We start from the raw sequence: 15,122 nt of genomic DNA, 5'->3' as shown, positions 1-15,122 counted from the left end.
GTGGCTCCGAGTATCAACATTTCATGAAATCTGAATGCAAGCAATATACTGCGCTGTTACCTGCCGCAGGTATTGGTAGTCGTATGCAAGCCTCGCTTCCTAAACAGTATTTGCGTTTAGGTGAGCAGACCATTTTAGAAACTACCGCCAAGGTCTTTTTATCCCACCCTGCAATTAAAAATTTAATCATTGTATTGCACCCCAAGGACACTTGGTTTAACCAATTACCCTTAGCCAAAGACGGACGCATTAATACGGTGGTTGGTGGTGATGAGCGGGCTGACTCTGTGTTAGCTGGGCTCAAGGCGGCTAAGCAAGATGAATGGATTTTAGTCCATGATGCGGCCAGACCTTGTATTACCCAAAGTGACATTAGCAAATTAATTAGCGCCGTAGAGCAACAGCAATGTGGTGGTATTTTAGCCACTCAAGTTCGCGATACGATGAAACGCGGTGCCGATGGCAAAATTGCCCAAACGGTATCTAGAGAACAGCTTTGGCATGCATTAACCCCACAAATGTTTAAGGTTAAGCAGCTTAAGGACAATATACAAAATGCCTTGTTAACTGGCACAGCGATTACCGATGAAGCGTCTGCTATGGAGTGGGCGAACTGCCCGGTGAGCTTAGTGACAGGGCGTAGCGATAACATTAAAGTGACTTGCCCAGAAGATTTGGCCTTAGCAAAATGGTTTATCAGCCAGCAACAGAATGAAGAGGAAATATAATTGAGTATTCGCATTGGCCACGGTTTTGACGTTCACAAGTTTGGTGGAGAAGGCCCATTAATGGTTGCTGGTGTTGCCATTCCTTACGAGCAAGGATTTGTTGCTCACTCTGATGGCGATGTTGCTCTTCATGCTTTATGTGACGCTTTGTTGGGCGCACTAGCCTTGGGCGATATCGGTCACCATTTCCCCGACAATGATCAGGCATATGCCGGCATCGACTCGCGAATTTTATTACGCCAAGTGGTCGCGCAGATATTTGAGCGCGGCTTTAAACTGGCAAATCTTGATTTAACCATTGTGGCCCAAGCACCTAAGATGGCGCCGCACATAGAAGCCATGCGGCTAAATATTGCAGAAGACTTGCAGGCCGACATAAGCCAAATTAATGTAAAAGCCACAACAACCGAAAAGCTTGGTTTTGAAGGGCGTAAAGAAGGCATCTCTAGTCACGCCGTTGTATTGCTGGAGAAAACTAAGTGAGTGATTATTTAGAGCAAATTAACCAGCTCAATTATCTCCATGGTAAACCACAAAGTAGCGGTATCTTAAAACAACAAGCCGCTGATTTTTGTGTGGATGAAGTATTGCCCTTTGAGTTTAGTGGCGATGGTGAACACATGATGGTGAAGGTGGAAAAAACCGGTGAAAATACTTCATGGGTGGTAAAAATGCTGGCCGATGCCTGCCAAGTCAGTCCTAAAGTTATTAGCTACGCGGGTTTAAAGGATCGCCACGCGGTAACGACTCAATGGTTTAGTATTCAGTTGCCGGGAAAGCCTAATGTTGAGTTACCCGAGCAGTTGGGCGAGGGGGTAAAAGTTGTTGCCGTTGAGCGGCATAACCGAAAGCTAAAGCGCGGGGCCTTGTCTGGAAACAATTTTAAGATCCGTTTGCGTGATGTATCAGATGCGAAAGATGCGTTAATCCGCGCAGAGTTAGTTGCAAAAGCGGGAGTGCCAAATTACTTCGGAGCGCAGCGTTTTGGACGAGGCGCCAGCAATATTGACAGTGCTTTAGCTATGTTTGCCGGTAAGCGCATTAAAAACCGTGATAAACGCAGTATTTACCTCTCGGCCGCGCGTAGCTTAGTGTTCAACCGAGCGGTGAGTGAGCGAATCGCGCAGCAGCATTTTTCTGAAGTACTAACTGGTGATGTGATGAAATTTGCTAGCAGCAATGCTTATTTTGTCGCTGAGCAAGTTGATGCAGATATTGTTGAGCGTTTCCAGCAAGGCGAAATTGAGCTTTCTGCACCTATGGTTGGGAAGGGGGAGTTAGCTTGCTTAGAGGATGCTTTGCGTTTTGAGCAAAGCGTACTGAGTCTCTACCCTCAAATTATTACAGGCTTAAATGAAGCAGGTTTGAAGATGGAGCGCAGGGCTTTGGCTCTTAAACCACAACAGTTTAGCGCGAAGCTTGATGGTAATGACTTAGTACTGAGCTTCTACCTAAGTGCAGGAAACTACGCAACAAGCATATTGCGTGAAATAGTAAATTGCCAAGGTGAAGGTCATGACCATATTAGTGAGTAATGATGATGGTATTCATGCACCTGGCATTCAATGCTTAGCGCAGTGCGTAAAGCAACTAGCGCCGGTGTTAACGGTTGCCCCAGACCGCAATTGTAGCGGTGCCAGTAACTCTTTAACTCTAGAAAATCCCTTACGCATTGTGCACTTAGATGAACAAACTATCTCTGTTAAGGGGACGCCCACAGATTGCGTGCATCTGGCGATTAACGAGTTAGTGGATGAGCTACCAGAACTCGTGGTGGCGGGTATTAACGCAGGAGCCAACCTTGGTGATGACGTACTATATTCTGGTACCGTTGCTGCAGCAATGGAAGGAAGAAACTTGGGTTTACCAGCAATTGCTGTATCGTTAGTAGGCAGTGAAGGGAAGCACTATCAAACCGCTGCAGAAGTAACTTTAAAGTTGATTAAGCAACTGCGCGAGCATGCCTTACCGAGTAATCAAATTCTTAATGTGAACGTTCCTGATTTGCCAATGGAGCAGATTAAGGGCGTAAAGGTAACTCGGGCTGGCAGCCGGCATCGTGCAGAAGTGATGGTTAAACAACAAGATCCACGTGGCCACGACATTTATTGGCTTGGTCCACCTGGAGAAAAGCAAGATGCAGGTGAAGGCACCGACTTTCACGCTGTTGCTCAGGGCTATGTATCAATAACACCTTTAACAATAGATATGACAGCCCACAGCTTTATTGGCAAACTAGACACATGGATCAAGGATTGGGAGGCAAGGTAATGCAATTTGGCGAAAGCCCAAATAGTGTGAAATTGGTGAATCAACTACGTCAGCACGGTATACAAAATCAAGCCGTTTTGAACGCTATCGCTAAACTACCCCGACAGTATTTCATTGATGAAGCGCTTGCACATCAAGCTTGGGATAATACCGCCCTGCCAATTGGTCAAGGGCAAACCTTATCTCAACCTTATATTGTGGCCAAAATGACTGAAATATTGCTGCAAACACAGCCAAAAAAAGTGCTCGAAATTGGCACCGGCTCGGGTTATCAAACTGCGGTTTTAGCTTCTTTAGTCGACCAGGTTTACTCAGTTGAACGGATTAAAACGTTGCAGTTTCAAGCCAAACGCCGCTTAAAAATGCTCGATTTACATAATGTTGCAACAAAACATGGCGATGGTTGGCAAGGTTGGGCAAGCAAAGGGCCATTCGATGCAATTATTGTAACTGCCGCTGCAGCAGCTATTCCTCAAGCGTTAGTTGAGCAATTGAGTGTAGGTGGCCAAATGATTATTCCAGTAGGTGAGCAACAGCAGCAACAGTCGCTTATCTTAGTAGAAAAACAAACCCAAGGTTTTACCCAACGTAATCTTGAACCCGTTCGTTTTGTTCCTTTAATTAATGGTGAATTAGCGTGAAAATTTTTAGTGCCTTATACGATAGAGTGATGACGTGGTCTGAGCACCGCCATGCTGTACGTTATCTTTCAGGGATGAGTTTTATAGAATCTATCTTTTGGCCTATTCCTGTCGATGTCATGCTAGCGCCTATGGCGCTATCTCGCCCTAATAAAGCGTTACGCTTTGCTATGTTGGCGACTATTTTTTCAGTATTAGGGGCGGCTTTGGGTTATGCCTTAGGTCAGTTTTTTTACGAGCCTCTTGTGGAGCCGCTGATTAAATCGGTCGGCTACCAACATAAAATGGATGTAGCTTTTGAATGGTTTGAAAAGTGGGGGGTATTAGTAATTTTTGTGGCTAGCTTCACCCCAGTTCCATACAAGGTCTTCACCTTAACTGCCGGTATTCTGAATATGGCATTTATTCCTTTTTTACTTATATCTCTAGTTGGGCGCGGTATGCGTTTCTACTTGGTGGCCGGCTTGATGATGTGGGGCGGCGAAAAAATGGAAGCCCAACTGCGTAAATATGTAGAGATTTTAGGTTGGGCAGTTGTGGCTTTAGCTGTGGTAGCGTACTTGTTGCTTCGTTAACACTATGAATTACTGGCGTTATTTGGGCTTAGTGTTTCTCGTTTGCTTGCTACAAGGGTGTAGTCGAGAAGGCGGCCCCGCGCCAGTTACTAATGCTGGAACTTATAACGAAGAGACTCGAGGTGTCCTAAATAGCTCCAGTTATAAAGTAAAAAAGGGCGAAACACTGTACTCGATTGCTTGGCGGGCTGGGATCGACCCCGAACAATTAGCAAAAAGAAATAATATTCCGCCTCCATACACAATATATGTTGGTCAAACTATAAATCTGAAAGCTAGCAGTGTTAAAACCAGTAAAGCTAAAACCAATAAGCATAAAACTGTGAAGCCGCAAGTTAAAGATGTTAATAAATCGTCAAAAGAACTTGAATCAACGTCAACAAAGGCATACGCTAAAAACTCGCCGAAAGTTACCGTGAAGGCTCAAACCGGTCCCGTCAAAGGCTGGGTTTGGCCAACAAAAGGCAAGATTATCAAGGGTTTCTCTAACAAAGAGAATGGTAATAAAGGCCTAGATATTCGCGGTAAGCAAGGCCAAAAAATCGTAGCTTCAGCACCGGGTCGAGTGGTGTATGCAGGTAGTGCATTACGGGGTTACGGAAAACTAATAATAATAAAACACAATGATGATTATTTAAGTGCTTACGCTCATAACAGTCGTTTACGTGTCAAAGAAAAACAGCAAGTAGTAGTAGGGCAACATATCGCCGATATGGGCGATACAGGAACAACAGATACGCGATTACATTTTGAGATCCGTTTCAAAGGAAAGTCAGTAGATCCAGCTAAGTATCTACCGGCACTCTAGCCTAGATTGCATATAACAATAACAGCAATCAGGTCTTGTTCAGGGAGGTTATGCTATGACCCAAGTAAAAACTGCTGTAAAACTTAAAAGCGTTTCAACAGAAAATTCAAAGAATCAAACTGTTGATAAAAAATCTGATAAAGATGACATCATGCAAGCCGATGTTTCCAAGAGTTTAGATGCTACTCAGCTCTATCTTGGCGAAATTGGTTTCTCTCCACTACTTACCGCCGAAGAAGAAGTGCTATATGCCCGCCGCGCCCTTAGAGGTGATGAAGCCGCGCGTAAAAGGATGATTGAAAGTAATCTTCGCTTGGTGGTAAAAATTGCTCGCCGCTACAATAATCGTGGTTTAGCACTGCTAGATTTAATCGAGGAAGGGAACCTTGGGTTGATTCGAGCAGTGGAAAAATTTGACCCGGAGCGTGGTTTCCGATTCTCCACCTATGCTACATGGTGGATTCGTCAAACCATCGAACGAGCAATTATGAATCAAACTCGAACTATTCGATTACCGATTCATGTGGTGAAAGAACTAAATGTATATTTACGTACAGCACGTGAATTAGCACACCGTTTAGATCACGAACCAACCGCCGAGGAGATTGCTGAAACGCTAGATCGTCCGGTTGAAGATGTCACTAAGATGTTACGTCTAAACGAACGCATCAGCTCAGTTGATACACCTATCGGTGGGGATAATGACAAAGCCTTGCTTGATATCATTTCAGATGAGAATGACCACGGACCTGAACACCGCACCCAAGACGACGATATGAAAAATAGTATCGTTGGTTGGTTAGGTGAGCTAAATAGCAAACAACGCGAAGTATTAGCACGTCGCTTTGGTTTACTAGGTTATGAAGCATCTACTCTTGAAGATGTGGGCCGTGAGATAGGCTTAACACGCGAGCGTGTTAGACAAATTCAGGTTGAAGCGCTACGTCGCTTACGTGACATACTTTCTCTACAGAATCTATCTATAGATTCGCTGTTTAAAGTGTAGATAAAGATATATTAGATAATAAAAAGGAAGCTTAGGCTTCCTTTTTTAGTTGTTGAATGAACATGTAGTTTAATGGCTCTGCTGTTTTAGTTTAAACAATAAGTCTAAAGCCGCTTTGGGAGATAGTTCGTTGGGGTCAAGCTGTTTAAGCTGCTCAATAACCGGGTGAGGCTCTGGTTCGCCCAAGTCCATGTTTAACTGAGCAGCTAAGTCTCCACTCACTGCATTTGAGCCAGTAGGCTCAATCGCCTCAAGTTGTTTGAGCTTTCGTTTCGCTTGGTTAATAACTGCTTTTGGAATGCCGGCAAGAGCAGCAACTTGCAAGCCATAGCTTTTACTCGCCGCGCCATCTTGTACTTGATGCATAAATGCGATGGTATCCTGATGTTCAACCGCGTCTAAATACACATTAGTTACCCCTTCCAACAATTCTGGAAGCTGAGTTAACTCAAAATAGTGAGTAGCAAAAAGAGTTTGTGATTTAAGTTTAGCTAATGCCTGCGCTACGGCCCAAGCTAATGACATACCATCATAAGTGCTTGTTCCTCGGCCAATTTCATCCATCAGTACTAGGCTATTGGCAGTGGCGTTATGCAATATATTTGCAGTTTCAGTCATCTCGACCATAAAGGTAGAACGACCACTTGCTAGATCATCAGACGCACCAATACGAGTGAAAATCTTATCTATTGGTCCAAGCTCTGCGCTATCAGCCGGAACATAACTTCCCATGTAAGCCATCAAACAGATAAGTGCTGTTTGGCGCATATAAGTCGATTTACCACCCATGTTAGGGCCTGTAACTATTAATAGCTGGCGCTTTTTGTTTAGCTGAACTGGGTTGGCAATAAATGGCGTTTCATTTACATGCTCTACAACCGGGTGACGACCGCCTTGGATACTGATACCTGAGTTTTTCACAAAGCTTGGGCGAGAATAGTTTAGGCTTTCGGCTCTTTCTGCCAAACAAGCTAAAACATCTAGTTGAGCAATGGCTTGAGCACTTTGTTGCATTTTGCTTAGCTCTGGCATTAACAGGTCGAGTAGTTGCTCGTATAACTGTTTTTCAAGGGCTAGCGCTTTACCTTGACTAGAAAGCACTTTTTCTTCGTGCTCTTTAAGCTCAGGGATGATGTAGCGCTCCATATTCTTTAAAGTTTGACGGCGAATATAGTGCTCTGGAACTTGTTCTGCATGGGCTCGACTAACTTCAATATAAAAGCCATGCACTTTGTTATAGCCAATTTTTAGATTAGCGATGCCAGTTTGTTCACGCTCACGCTGTTCTATATCACTTAAAAACTGAGTAGCCCCGTCACTTAAGTTACGCCACTCATCAAGCTCTTTATTGTAGCCTGGTGCAATAACCCCACCATCTCGAATGAGTACTGGAGGATTATCGATAATTGCATTTTGTAGCAGTGTGAGGGTATCTGGGAACTCACCGATGTTTTTAGCTAAAGGGGCTAGCGCTTGGCAGTTAAGTAAATAACTTTGCAGCTCGGGCAGTTGGTCAAAAGCATTGCGTAAGCGAGCAAGATCCCGAGGACGAGCAGAGCGCAATGCTAAACGCGCTAAAATACGCTCAATGTCACCTATGGATTTAAGAATGCTTTGAAGTTGTGGATAGAGGTCAGCACTTAAGATCTCGGCAATACAATCTTGGCGAGCGACAACTTCTTGCTGATTGCTCAACGGTTGATGGATCCAGCGGTTGAGCAAACGGCTACCCATGGCGGTGGCGCTGCGATCTAAAATGGCGCTGAGAGTATTGTCATATGTGCCGGCTAAGTTTCGAGTAAGCTCTAAGTTCTTACGACTAGCAGCATCTAACTGAATAAACTGGCTTTGGCTTTCAATGATAATTGCATTGATATGTGGCAATGCGGTGCGCTGGGTATCCTGTACATATTGCAATAAGCAACCCGCTGCCGACAGGGCGAGGGGATATTCACTCACGCCAAAACCATCTAGATGACGAGTACCAAATTGCTGGTTTAGCACTTTTTCCGCTGTGGCTAAATCAAACTCCCACTCACCGCGTCGGCGCAAGCCCTTGTAGCTTTGCAAACTTGGGTAAAATTCAAAATCATCGGGGTAGAGTAACTCGGCTGGGTTTAGTCTCTGTAGTTCGGCTTGTAGCTGATCTTCGCCATTAAGCTGATTGATAACGAAGCGACCACTGGCAATATCCAGATAAGCAAGACCTATTTGTTCCTGTTGATTCACGACGCTAACTAATAAGTTGTCTTGCTTTTCCTCCAGTAGTGCTTCGTCACTGACTGTACCAGGGGTGATGATTCTAACTACTTTGCGTTCGACCGGCCCCTTACTGGTAGCTGGGTCGCCAATCTGTTCACAAATCGCGACTGACTCGCCTAATTGTACTAGTCGTGAAAGATAGTTTTCAGCTGCATGATAGGGAATACCGGCCATGGGAATTGGCGTACCGGCAGATTGCCCACGTTTGGTTAGCGAAATATCCATTAGTTCAGATGCGCGTTTTGCATCCTCATAAAACAACTCATAGAAATCGCCCATCCGATAGAACAGCAGAATATCGGGGTGTTGCGCCTTTAGATTAAGGTACTGGCGCATCATCGGCGTATGTTTTTCTAGGTTTGTTTCAGTCATCAGCGTAATCGAATTATTGGCTATTTAGTTGAACGAAGCTGCAAGGATAAAAGCTGCCAGCTAATTAGGCAAAACTCTTTTAGGAATTTTATGGAATAAACTTGATACTGTATGAATACCCAGTATACTACTGTTCAACAAGATAGTTAAAAGCACCTAACGAGGGCGATATGGATCAGAACAAACAAAAGGCATTAGCTGCGGCCCTAGGCCAAATTGAGAAGCAATTTGGTAAAGGCTCAATCATGAAGCTTGGTGATAACCGTACCATGGATATTGAAACCATTTCTACTGGTTCTTTATCAATTGATATTGCTTTGGGTGCGGGTGGCTTGCCAATGGGCCGTGTGATTGAAATCTATGGTCCTGAAAGTTCTGGTAAAACCACACTTACTTTAGAAGCTATCGCGCAAGCCCAAAAAGTGGGTAAAGTATGTGCCTTTGTTGACGCGGAGCATGCTTTAGACCCTATCTATGCAAAAAAGCTAGGTGTAGACGTAGACAACCTATTGGTATCTCAACCAGATACTGGTGAGCAAGCTCTAGAAATTACCGATATGTTAGCCCGCTCAGGCGCTGTAGATATGATTGTTATTGACTCGGTGGCAGCCTTAACACCAAAAGCAGAAATTGAAGGCGACATGGGCGATAGCCACGTTGGTCTGCAAGCGCGTTTGATGTCTCAAGCATTACGTAAGCTAACCGGTACCCTTAAGCAAACTAACTGTATGTGTATCTTCATTAACCAAATTCGTATGAAGATTGGTGTAATGTTTGGTAACCCTGAAACTACTACCGGTGGTAACGCACTTAAATTCTACGCATCGGTTCGTTTAGATATTCGCCGCATCGGCGCAGTTAAAGCTGGCGATGAAGTTGTTGGTAACGAAACTCGCGTTAAAGTGGTTAAAAACAAAATTGCACCACCGTTTAAACAGGCTGAATTCCAGATTATGTATGGTGAAGGTTTTAACCGCTACGGTGAGCTGGTTGACCTAGGTGTTAAAGAGAAGTTGGTTGATAAAGCCGGTGCTTGGTTCTCTTACAAAGGCAATAAAATAGGTCAAGGTAAAGCAAACGCTTCAACCTACTTAAAAGAGCATCCAGAAGTTGCTCAAGAAATTGAGATGACGATTCGTAACAACCTGTTAAATAAGATTGAGCTCGAAGAGCAAGAGCCTGCCGCTGAAGCTCCAGTAGATCAAGAAGCATAAGCGAGATAAAGGAGCCTAAGGGCTCCTTTTTGTTATGACTAATCGTAGTGCCTTACATACCACCATCGATTTGCTATCAAGACGCTCTTATAGCCAACAGCAGCTGTTGCAAAAACTGCGGCAAAAAGGCTACCAAGATGACGAAGTTAGTGATGCTCTAGAGTACGCGCAACAAAATGCTTGGTTAGATGATAGAAGTTATGCTGCATCGTTAACCCGCGCTAGGGTTAGCAGAGGCTACGGCAAAAACTATATTAAGCAGTATTTGCAAACCAAAGGTATTAGCGGCGATTTAGCGATTGAAGTTTTGGAACAGGATGACTGGGATTGGTACCAAGCCATCGAACTTTGTTTTAACAAGAAATTTAAGCAAGGTTTACCCAGCGACCGAATGCAAAAGCAAAAATGTACAGCCTACTTGTTTCGACGAGGCTTCGATTTCGAACTAATCAATATCTTGTATAGCGAACTACAACAGCAATAAGCCTCGAACACTTTGCCTGCAAAGGTCTGCGTGATATATTGTCGCGATTAATAACGGTTTCACCTTTTTTAGCGCTTATCGACGGGAAACTTTAGGTTTCACCGCTATGTCGAGTTGCTACAAACCCCCAGGAAAGAGTTTCATGAAGATGACTTCAGCTGAAGTAAGAAATGCATTTTTAAGCTTCTTTAACAGCAAAAATCACCAAGTAGTTGCCAGTAGTTCATTAGTCCCTCACGACGATCCTACCTTACTATTTACCAATGCGGGTATGAATCAGTTCAAAGACGTATTTCTTGGCATTGATAAGCGAAATTACAGCCGAGCCACTAGCTCACAACGTTGTGTGCGAGCAGGCGGTAAGCACAATGATTTAGAAAACGTAGGCTATACGGCGCGTCACCATACTTTCTTTGAAATGCTAGGTAACTTCAGCTTTGGTGATTACTTCAAAGAAGAAGCCATTGGCTATGCATGGGAGTTTTTAACTGAAGTTGTTAAGTTACCTAAAGAGAAGCTTTTAGTCACCGTTTACCAAACCGATGATGAAGCCTTTGATTTGTGGGCTAACAAAATTGGTGTGCCTAAAGATCGCATCATTCGTATCGGCGATAAGTCTCCAGAGAAAAAGTTTGAGTCAGATAACTTTTGGCAAATGGGTGACACTGGGCCTTGTGGTCCTTGTACCGAAATCTTTTACGACCACGGTGAACATATCTGGGGCGGTCCTCCAGGAAGTCCTGAAGAAGATGGCGACCGTTTCATTGAGATTTGGAACGTAGTATTCATGCAGTTCAACCGCCAAGCCGACGGAACAATGGAGCCCTTACCAAACCCATCGGTTGATACCGGTATGGGCTTAGAGCGAATCGCCGCCATTTTGCAAGGCGTACACTCTAACTATGAAATTGATATTTTCCAGAACTTGATTGCCGCAGCTGCCAAAATTATTGGCACCAATGATTTGGAAAACAAATCGTTGCGGGTAATTGCCGACCATATTCGTTCATGTGGCTTCTTAATCGCTGATGGCGTTATGCCAGCTAATGAAGGCCGGGGTTACGTACTTCGCCGTATTATTCGTCGAGCGGTTCGACATGGTAATAAGCTGGGTGCTACTGAAGCTTTCTTTTATAAATTATTACCAGCACTAATCGCTGAAATGGGTGAAGCCTACCCAGAGCTACAAACTCAGTTACCGGTTATTGAGCGTGTTCTTAAGCTAGAAGAAGAACAGTTTGCCAAAACCCTTGACCGTGGTTTGCTAATTTTGGACGAAGCACTTAGCGAATTGGAAGGTTCGGTTATTCCAGGTGACTTGGTGTTTAAGCTTTATGACACTTATGGCTTTCCAGCAGATTTAACCGCTGATATCGCCCGTGAGCGAGAGTTAAGTGTAGATGAGGCCGAGTTTGAAGCGGCCATGCAAGCACAACGTGAGCGAGCGAAGCAAGCCAGTAACTTTGGTACCGACTACAACGACAATCTAATTATTGACAGCGCGACTGAGTTCCTTGGTTACCAACGCTTAGAAGCAGACGTTAAGATTGTTGAAATGTATAAAGATGGCGAGCCTCAATCGTCTCTTACCGGCGGTGACCAAGCTATTATCGTGTTAGATAAAACACCGTTTTACGCCGAGTCAGGAGGTCAAGCTGGCGATGCTGGCGAGTTGATGTACCAAGGCGGAAGCTTTGTTGTGCAAGACACTTTAAAAGTGGGCAAGGCTTTTGTACATAAAGGTTACCTGCAAGGTGGTGACTTAAATGTTCAGCAGCAGGTGCAAGCTAAAGTTGATTCTCGTCGTCGCTGGAATACTGCGCTAAACCACTCGGTAACACACCTATTGCACGCTGCATTGCGTCAAACTTTAGGTGAGCACGTAACTCAGAAAGGTTCTTTGGTAGAAGCGGCGCGCTTACGTTTCGATTTTTCACACTTTGAAGGTGTGTCTATGCGCTCGTTACGCCAAGTTGAGCACTTAGTAAACCAACAAATTCGTCGCAACCTGCCTGTTGAGACCAAGGTAATGAATCTTGATGAAGCTAAGCAGGCTGGTGCGATGGCCTTATTTGGTGAGAAATATGATGACGACGTGCGTGTTGTTAGCATGGGTGATTTCTCAACTGAGCTATGTGGGGGAACTCACGTAAACCACACTGGTGATATAGGTTTCTTTAAAATCACTAGTGAAGCAGGTATTGCTGCAGGGGTTCGTCGTATTGAAGCGGTAACCGGTCAATTTGCTATCGACTTGATTCACCGCCTAGCCGAAGAAACAGAAAAAGCTGCTAACTTGGTTAAAGGCGACCAATTTAATATTGGTGAGAAAGTGATTCAGTTAGTTGATCGCAACAAAATGCTCGAGAAAGAAGTGACTCAGCTAAAAGCTAAGTTAGCTAGTGCTGCCAGTAATGATGCTGCAGATCAAATACAAACCATTAATGGTGTGAAAGTATTGATTGCTTTAATCGATGGCGCAGAAGGTAAAGCACTGCGTAGTAGCGTTGATGAGCTCAAAGTTAAGCTTGAAAGCGGCGTAATTTTACTAGGCACTGTAAACGACGGAAAAGTTAGCTTGGTTGCTGGTGTAACTAAAGATCTTACTGGTCGCGTTAAAGCGGGTGAGATGGTGAATATCGCTGCTCAATGTGTTGGTGGTAAGGGTGGCGGCCGTCCTGATATGGCACAAGCTGGTGGTTCAAATCCAGATGGTTTACCTAAAGCGCTAGCTGAAGTGAAAGAGTGGCTTGTTGAGAAGCTTTAAATAGTTATACATTAAGTGTTAGAGAAAAAGGAAAGCAAGTGGCACTAATTGTTCAAAAATATGGCGGCACTTCGGTAGGTACTTTAGAGCGTATCCAAGCCGTAGCTGATCGCGTTATTCGCTGTAAAGAAGCGGGCGATGACATCGTGGTTGTCCTTTCAGCAATGTCTGGTGAAACCAACCGTTTATTAGGCTTGGCCCAAGAGATTGATGAAAACGCCAGTGAGCGTGAAAAAGACGTATTGGTATCTACCGGCGAGCAAGTCACTATTGCCTTGCTGAGTATCGCACTGCAGAAGAAAGGTTGTGATGCGATTTCTATGACTGGCGACCAGATCCGCATGCATACCGATAATGCGCATGGTAAAGCGCGTATTACTGATATTGACGATCACAATATTCACGCACACTTGAAAGACAATAAAGTGGTGGTGATTGCTGGCTTCCAAGGTAGGGGTCCAGACAACTACATTACTACTTTGGGTCGTGGTGGTTCAGACACTACCGCAGTGGCTATTGCCGCCGCGCTTAAAGCCGATGAGTGTCAGATATACACCGATGTTGATGGTGTTTACACCACTGACCCACGGGTAGAGCCTAAAGCTCGCCGTTTAGAGAGCATTACTTTTGAAGAAATGCTCGAAATGGCCAGTTTAGGCGCAAAAGTTTTACAGATCCGCGCTGTTGAGTTTGCCGGCAAATATAATGTGCCGTTGCGTGTTCTATCGAGTTTTACTGAAGGTAATGGCACCTTAATTAGTTATGAGGGAAATAAAATGGAGTCACCCGTAATATCAGGCATCGCATTTAATCGTGATGAAGCAAGTTTAACTATTTTGGGTGTACCAGATAAACCTTCCGTTGCCGCATCAATTTTGGCACCCATTGGTGATGCTAATATTGACGTTGATATGATCATTCAGAACTCGATGGGCGATAATACGGCAGATTTTACCTTTACCGTTCACCGTAATGATTACAAGCGAGCAAAAGAGTTACTAGAAGAAACCTCTAGCAAACTAGGCGCTCGTGAAGTTCAAGGTAAAGATTCCTTGGCAAAAATTTCTATCGTTGGGGTGGGCATGATGAACCACCCTGGTGTTGCTAAAACCATGTTTGAAACCTTAGGAGACGAGGGCATTAATATGCAACTTATCTCGACTTCTGAAATCAAAGTGTCGGTTGTAGTAGACGAAAAGTATTTAGAGTTGGCTGTACGTGCTTTGCATAGTGCATATAACCTAGAGCAATAATAATGACTCTTTGGCTTAAACAAGCTAGTCTATACGCTTAATAGCAGAAAAATAACAGCTTAGATAAGTCGCTAAAGAACAAGAATATGAATTTAAGGAGATAATGAATGCTAATTTTGACGCGCCGTGTAGGCGAAACGTTAATGATTGGGGATGAAGTAACCGTAACTGTATTAGGTGTTAAAGGTAACCAAGTACGTATCGGCGTAAACGCACCAAAAGAAGTATCTGTGCACCGTGAAGAGATCTACATGCGCATTCAAGCAGAGAAAAGTGCCGGCGCCTAAGCAAGCCTTACATTGCCAAGATTTATCTTTAGGAAGCCTCTGGCTTCCTTTTGTTTTTTTAGGCTTTTGATGTTGATGAGCAGCGGCCACAAATTCACCTCGCAATTGCCAGAACGTTTGCTTTGTAGTCAGTTGCTAAACAAATACATAGCCAACTGTTCGAAAGCTGAACGAACAAAAGAAAAGTGACAAAAAAGGTTTGACTATATTTTTGGAAGCAGTAATATCTGCATCCGAAATCGCGGTGAGGTGGCCGAGTGGCCGAAGGCGCTCCCCTGCTAAGGGAGTATAGGGTTTGTAGCCCTATCGAGGGTTCGAATCCCTCCCTCACCGCCATCGATTTCAACGCGCGTGTAGCTCAGCTGGATAGAGTACCTGGCTACGAACCAGGCGGTCGGAGGTTCGAATCCTTCCACGCGCGCCATTTTCTGTTTTTATTTGATGCATTGCCCAT

14 protein-coding genes and 2 tRNA genes are annotated in these 15,122 nt (G+C 44.3%); 15 read left to right on the top strand and 1 reads right to left on the bottom strand.

What is annotated here, in order from left to right; translation table 11 throughout:
• Positions 1 to 23: 23 nt before the first annotated feature.
• The 8 genes from ispD to rpoS are packed head-to-tail and all read left to right on the top strand — an operon-like array spanning position 24 to position 6,029.
• Complete coding sequence (gene ispD, locus LQZ07_RS17565) at positions 24 to 728, top strand: 2-C-methyl-D-erythritol 4-phosphate cytidylyltransferase (protein WP_152781633.1); 705 nt, start codon at positions 24 to 26, stop codon at positions 726 to 728.
• A 6-nt stretch (positions 729 to 734) separates the two neighbouring features.
• On the top strand, positions 735 to 1,211 hold the full coding sequence (gene ispF / locus LQZ07_RS17560) for a 2-C-methyl-D-erythritol 2,4-cyclodiphosphate synthase (protein WP_256471419.1): 477 nt from the start codon (positions 735 to 737) through the stop codon (positions 1,209 to 1,211).
• A complete protein-coding gene (gene truD, locus LQZ07_RS17555; RefSeq protein WP_249483223.1) occupies positions 1,208 to 2,263 on the top strand; it encodes a tRNA pseudouridine(13) synthase TruD in 1,056 nt (351 codons plus the stop codon). Before ispF ends, truD begins: the two co-directional genes overlap by 4 nt.
• The gene (gene surE, locus LQZ07_RS17550; RefSeq protein ID WP_152781630.1) at positions 2,244 to 2,999 is read left to right on the top strand and encodes a 5'/3'-nucleotidase SurE; all 756 of its coding nucleotides are present in this window, start codon (positions 2,244 to 2,246) and stop codon (positions 2,997 to 2,999) included. The genes truD and surE overlap by 20 nt, the downstream gene beginning before the upstream one ends.
• The gene (locus LQZ07_RS17545; RefSeq protein WP_040307426.1) at positions 2,999 to 3,640 is read left to right on the top strand and encodes a protein-L-isoaspartate(D-aspartate) O-methyltransferase; all 642 of its coding nucleotides are present in this window, start codon (positions 2,999 to 3,001) and stop codon (positions 3,638 to 3,640) included. The genes surE and LQZ07_RS17545 overlap by 1 nt, the downstream gene beginning before the upstream one ends.
• Positions 3,637 to 4,215, top strand: coding sequence for a YqaA family protein (locus tag LQZ07_RS17540; protein WP_249483221.1), 579 nt, complete (start codon positions 3,637 to 3,639; stop codon positions 4,213 to 4,215). Before LQZ07_RS17545 ends, LQZ07_RS17540 begins: the two co-directional genes overlap by 4 nt.
• Before the next feature lie 4 nt (positions 4,216 to 4,219).
• Positions 4,220 to 5,023 carry a peptidoglycan DD-metalloendopeptidase family protein gene (locus LQZ07_RS17535; protein WP_152781628.1) on the top strand — a complete coding sequence of 268 codons (804 nt, stop codon included), beginning with the start codon at positions 4,220 to 4,222 and terminating at the stop codon, positions 5,021 to 5,023.
• 55 nt (positions 5,024 to 5,078) lie between these two features.
• Complete coding sequence (rpoS, locus tag LQZ07_RS17530) at positions 5,079 to 6,029, top strand: RNA polymerase sigma factor RpoS (protein WP_016402833.1); 951 nt, start codon at positions 5,079 to 5,081, stop codon at positions 6,027 to 6,029.
• A gap of 69 nt (positions 6,030 to 6,098) precedes the next feature.
• Here rpoS and mutS read toward each other — a convergent pair whose 3' ends face one another.
• A complete protein-coding gene (gene mutS / locus LQZ07_RS17525) occupies positions 6,099 to 8,663 on the bottom strand; it encodes a DNA mismatch repair protein MutS (RefSeq protein ID WP_152781626.1) in 2,565 nt (854 codons plus the stop codon).
• A gap of 170 nt (positions 8,664 to 8,833) precedes the next feature.
• On the opposite strand from mutS, the gene recA reads away from it, so the two are divergent.
• The 7 genes from recA (at position 8,834) to LQZ07_RS17490 (ending at position 15,092) form a co-directional block, all read left to right on the top strand.
• Entirely contained in the window at positions 8,834 to 9,877 is a 1,044-nt protein-coding gene (gene recA / locus LQZ07_RS17520; RefSeq protein ID WP_152781624.1) for a recombinase RecA, read from the top strand.
• A gap of 34 nt (positions 9,878 to 9,911) precedes the next feature.
• Complete coding sequence (locus tag LQZ07_RS17515) at positions 9,912 to 10,361, top strand: regulatory protein RecX (protein WP_152781622.1); 450 nt, start codon at positions 9,912 to 9,914, stop codon at positions 10,359 to 10,361.
• Positions 10,362 to 10,503: 142 nt separating this feature from the next.
• Positions 10,504 to 13,128: an alanine--tRNA ligase gene (alaS, locus tag LQZ07_RS17510; protein WP_152781620.1), complete on the top strand. Its 2,625-nt coding sequence runs from the start codon at positions 10,504 to 10,506 to the stop codon at positions 13,126 to 13,128.
• A gap of 38 nt (positions 13,129 to 13,166) precedes the next feature.
• Positions 13,167 to 14,381: an aspartate kinase gene (locus LQZ07_RS17505; RefSeq protein WP_249483219.1), complete on the top strand. Its 1,215-nt coding sequence runs from the start codon at positions 13,167 to 13,169 to the stop codon at positions 14,379 to 14,381.
• Positions 14,382 to 14,488: 107 nt separating this feature from the next.
• Positions 14,489 to 14,668, top strand: coding sequence for a carbon storage regulator CsrA (gene csrA, locus LQZ07_RS17500; protein ID WP_016402827.1), 180 nt, complete (start codon positions 14,489 to 14,491; stop codon positions 14,666 to 14,668).
• Positions 14,669 to 14,911: 243 nt separating this feature from the next.
• Positions 14,912 to 15,004 (top strand) — tRNA-Ser (locus LQZ07_RS17495).
• Between the two features lie 11 nt (positions 15,005 to 15,015).
• A tRNA-Arg gene (locus LQZ07_RS17490) sits at positions 15,016 to 15,092 on the top strand.
• Positions 15,093 to 15,122: the final 30 nt, after the last annotated feature.

The organism is Agarivorans sp. B2Z047, from assembly GCF_023373605.1.
In the GTDB taxonomy this organism is placed as follows: Bacteria; Pseudomonadota; Gammaproteobacteria; order Enterobacterales; family Celerinatantimonadaceae; genus Agarivorans; species Agarivorans albus.
The sequence above is the reverse complement of the archived record's forward strand: the minus strand, read 5'-3'. Positions and strand labels throughout refer to the sequence as shown.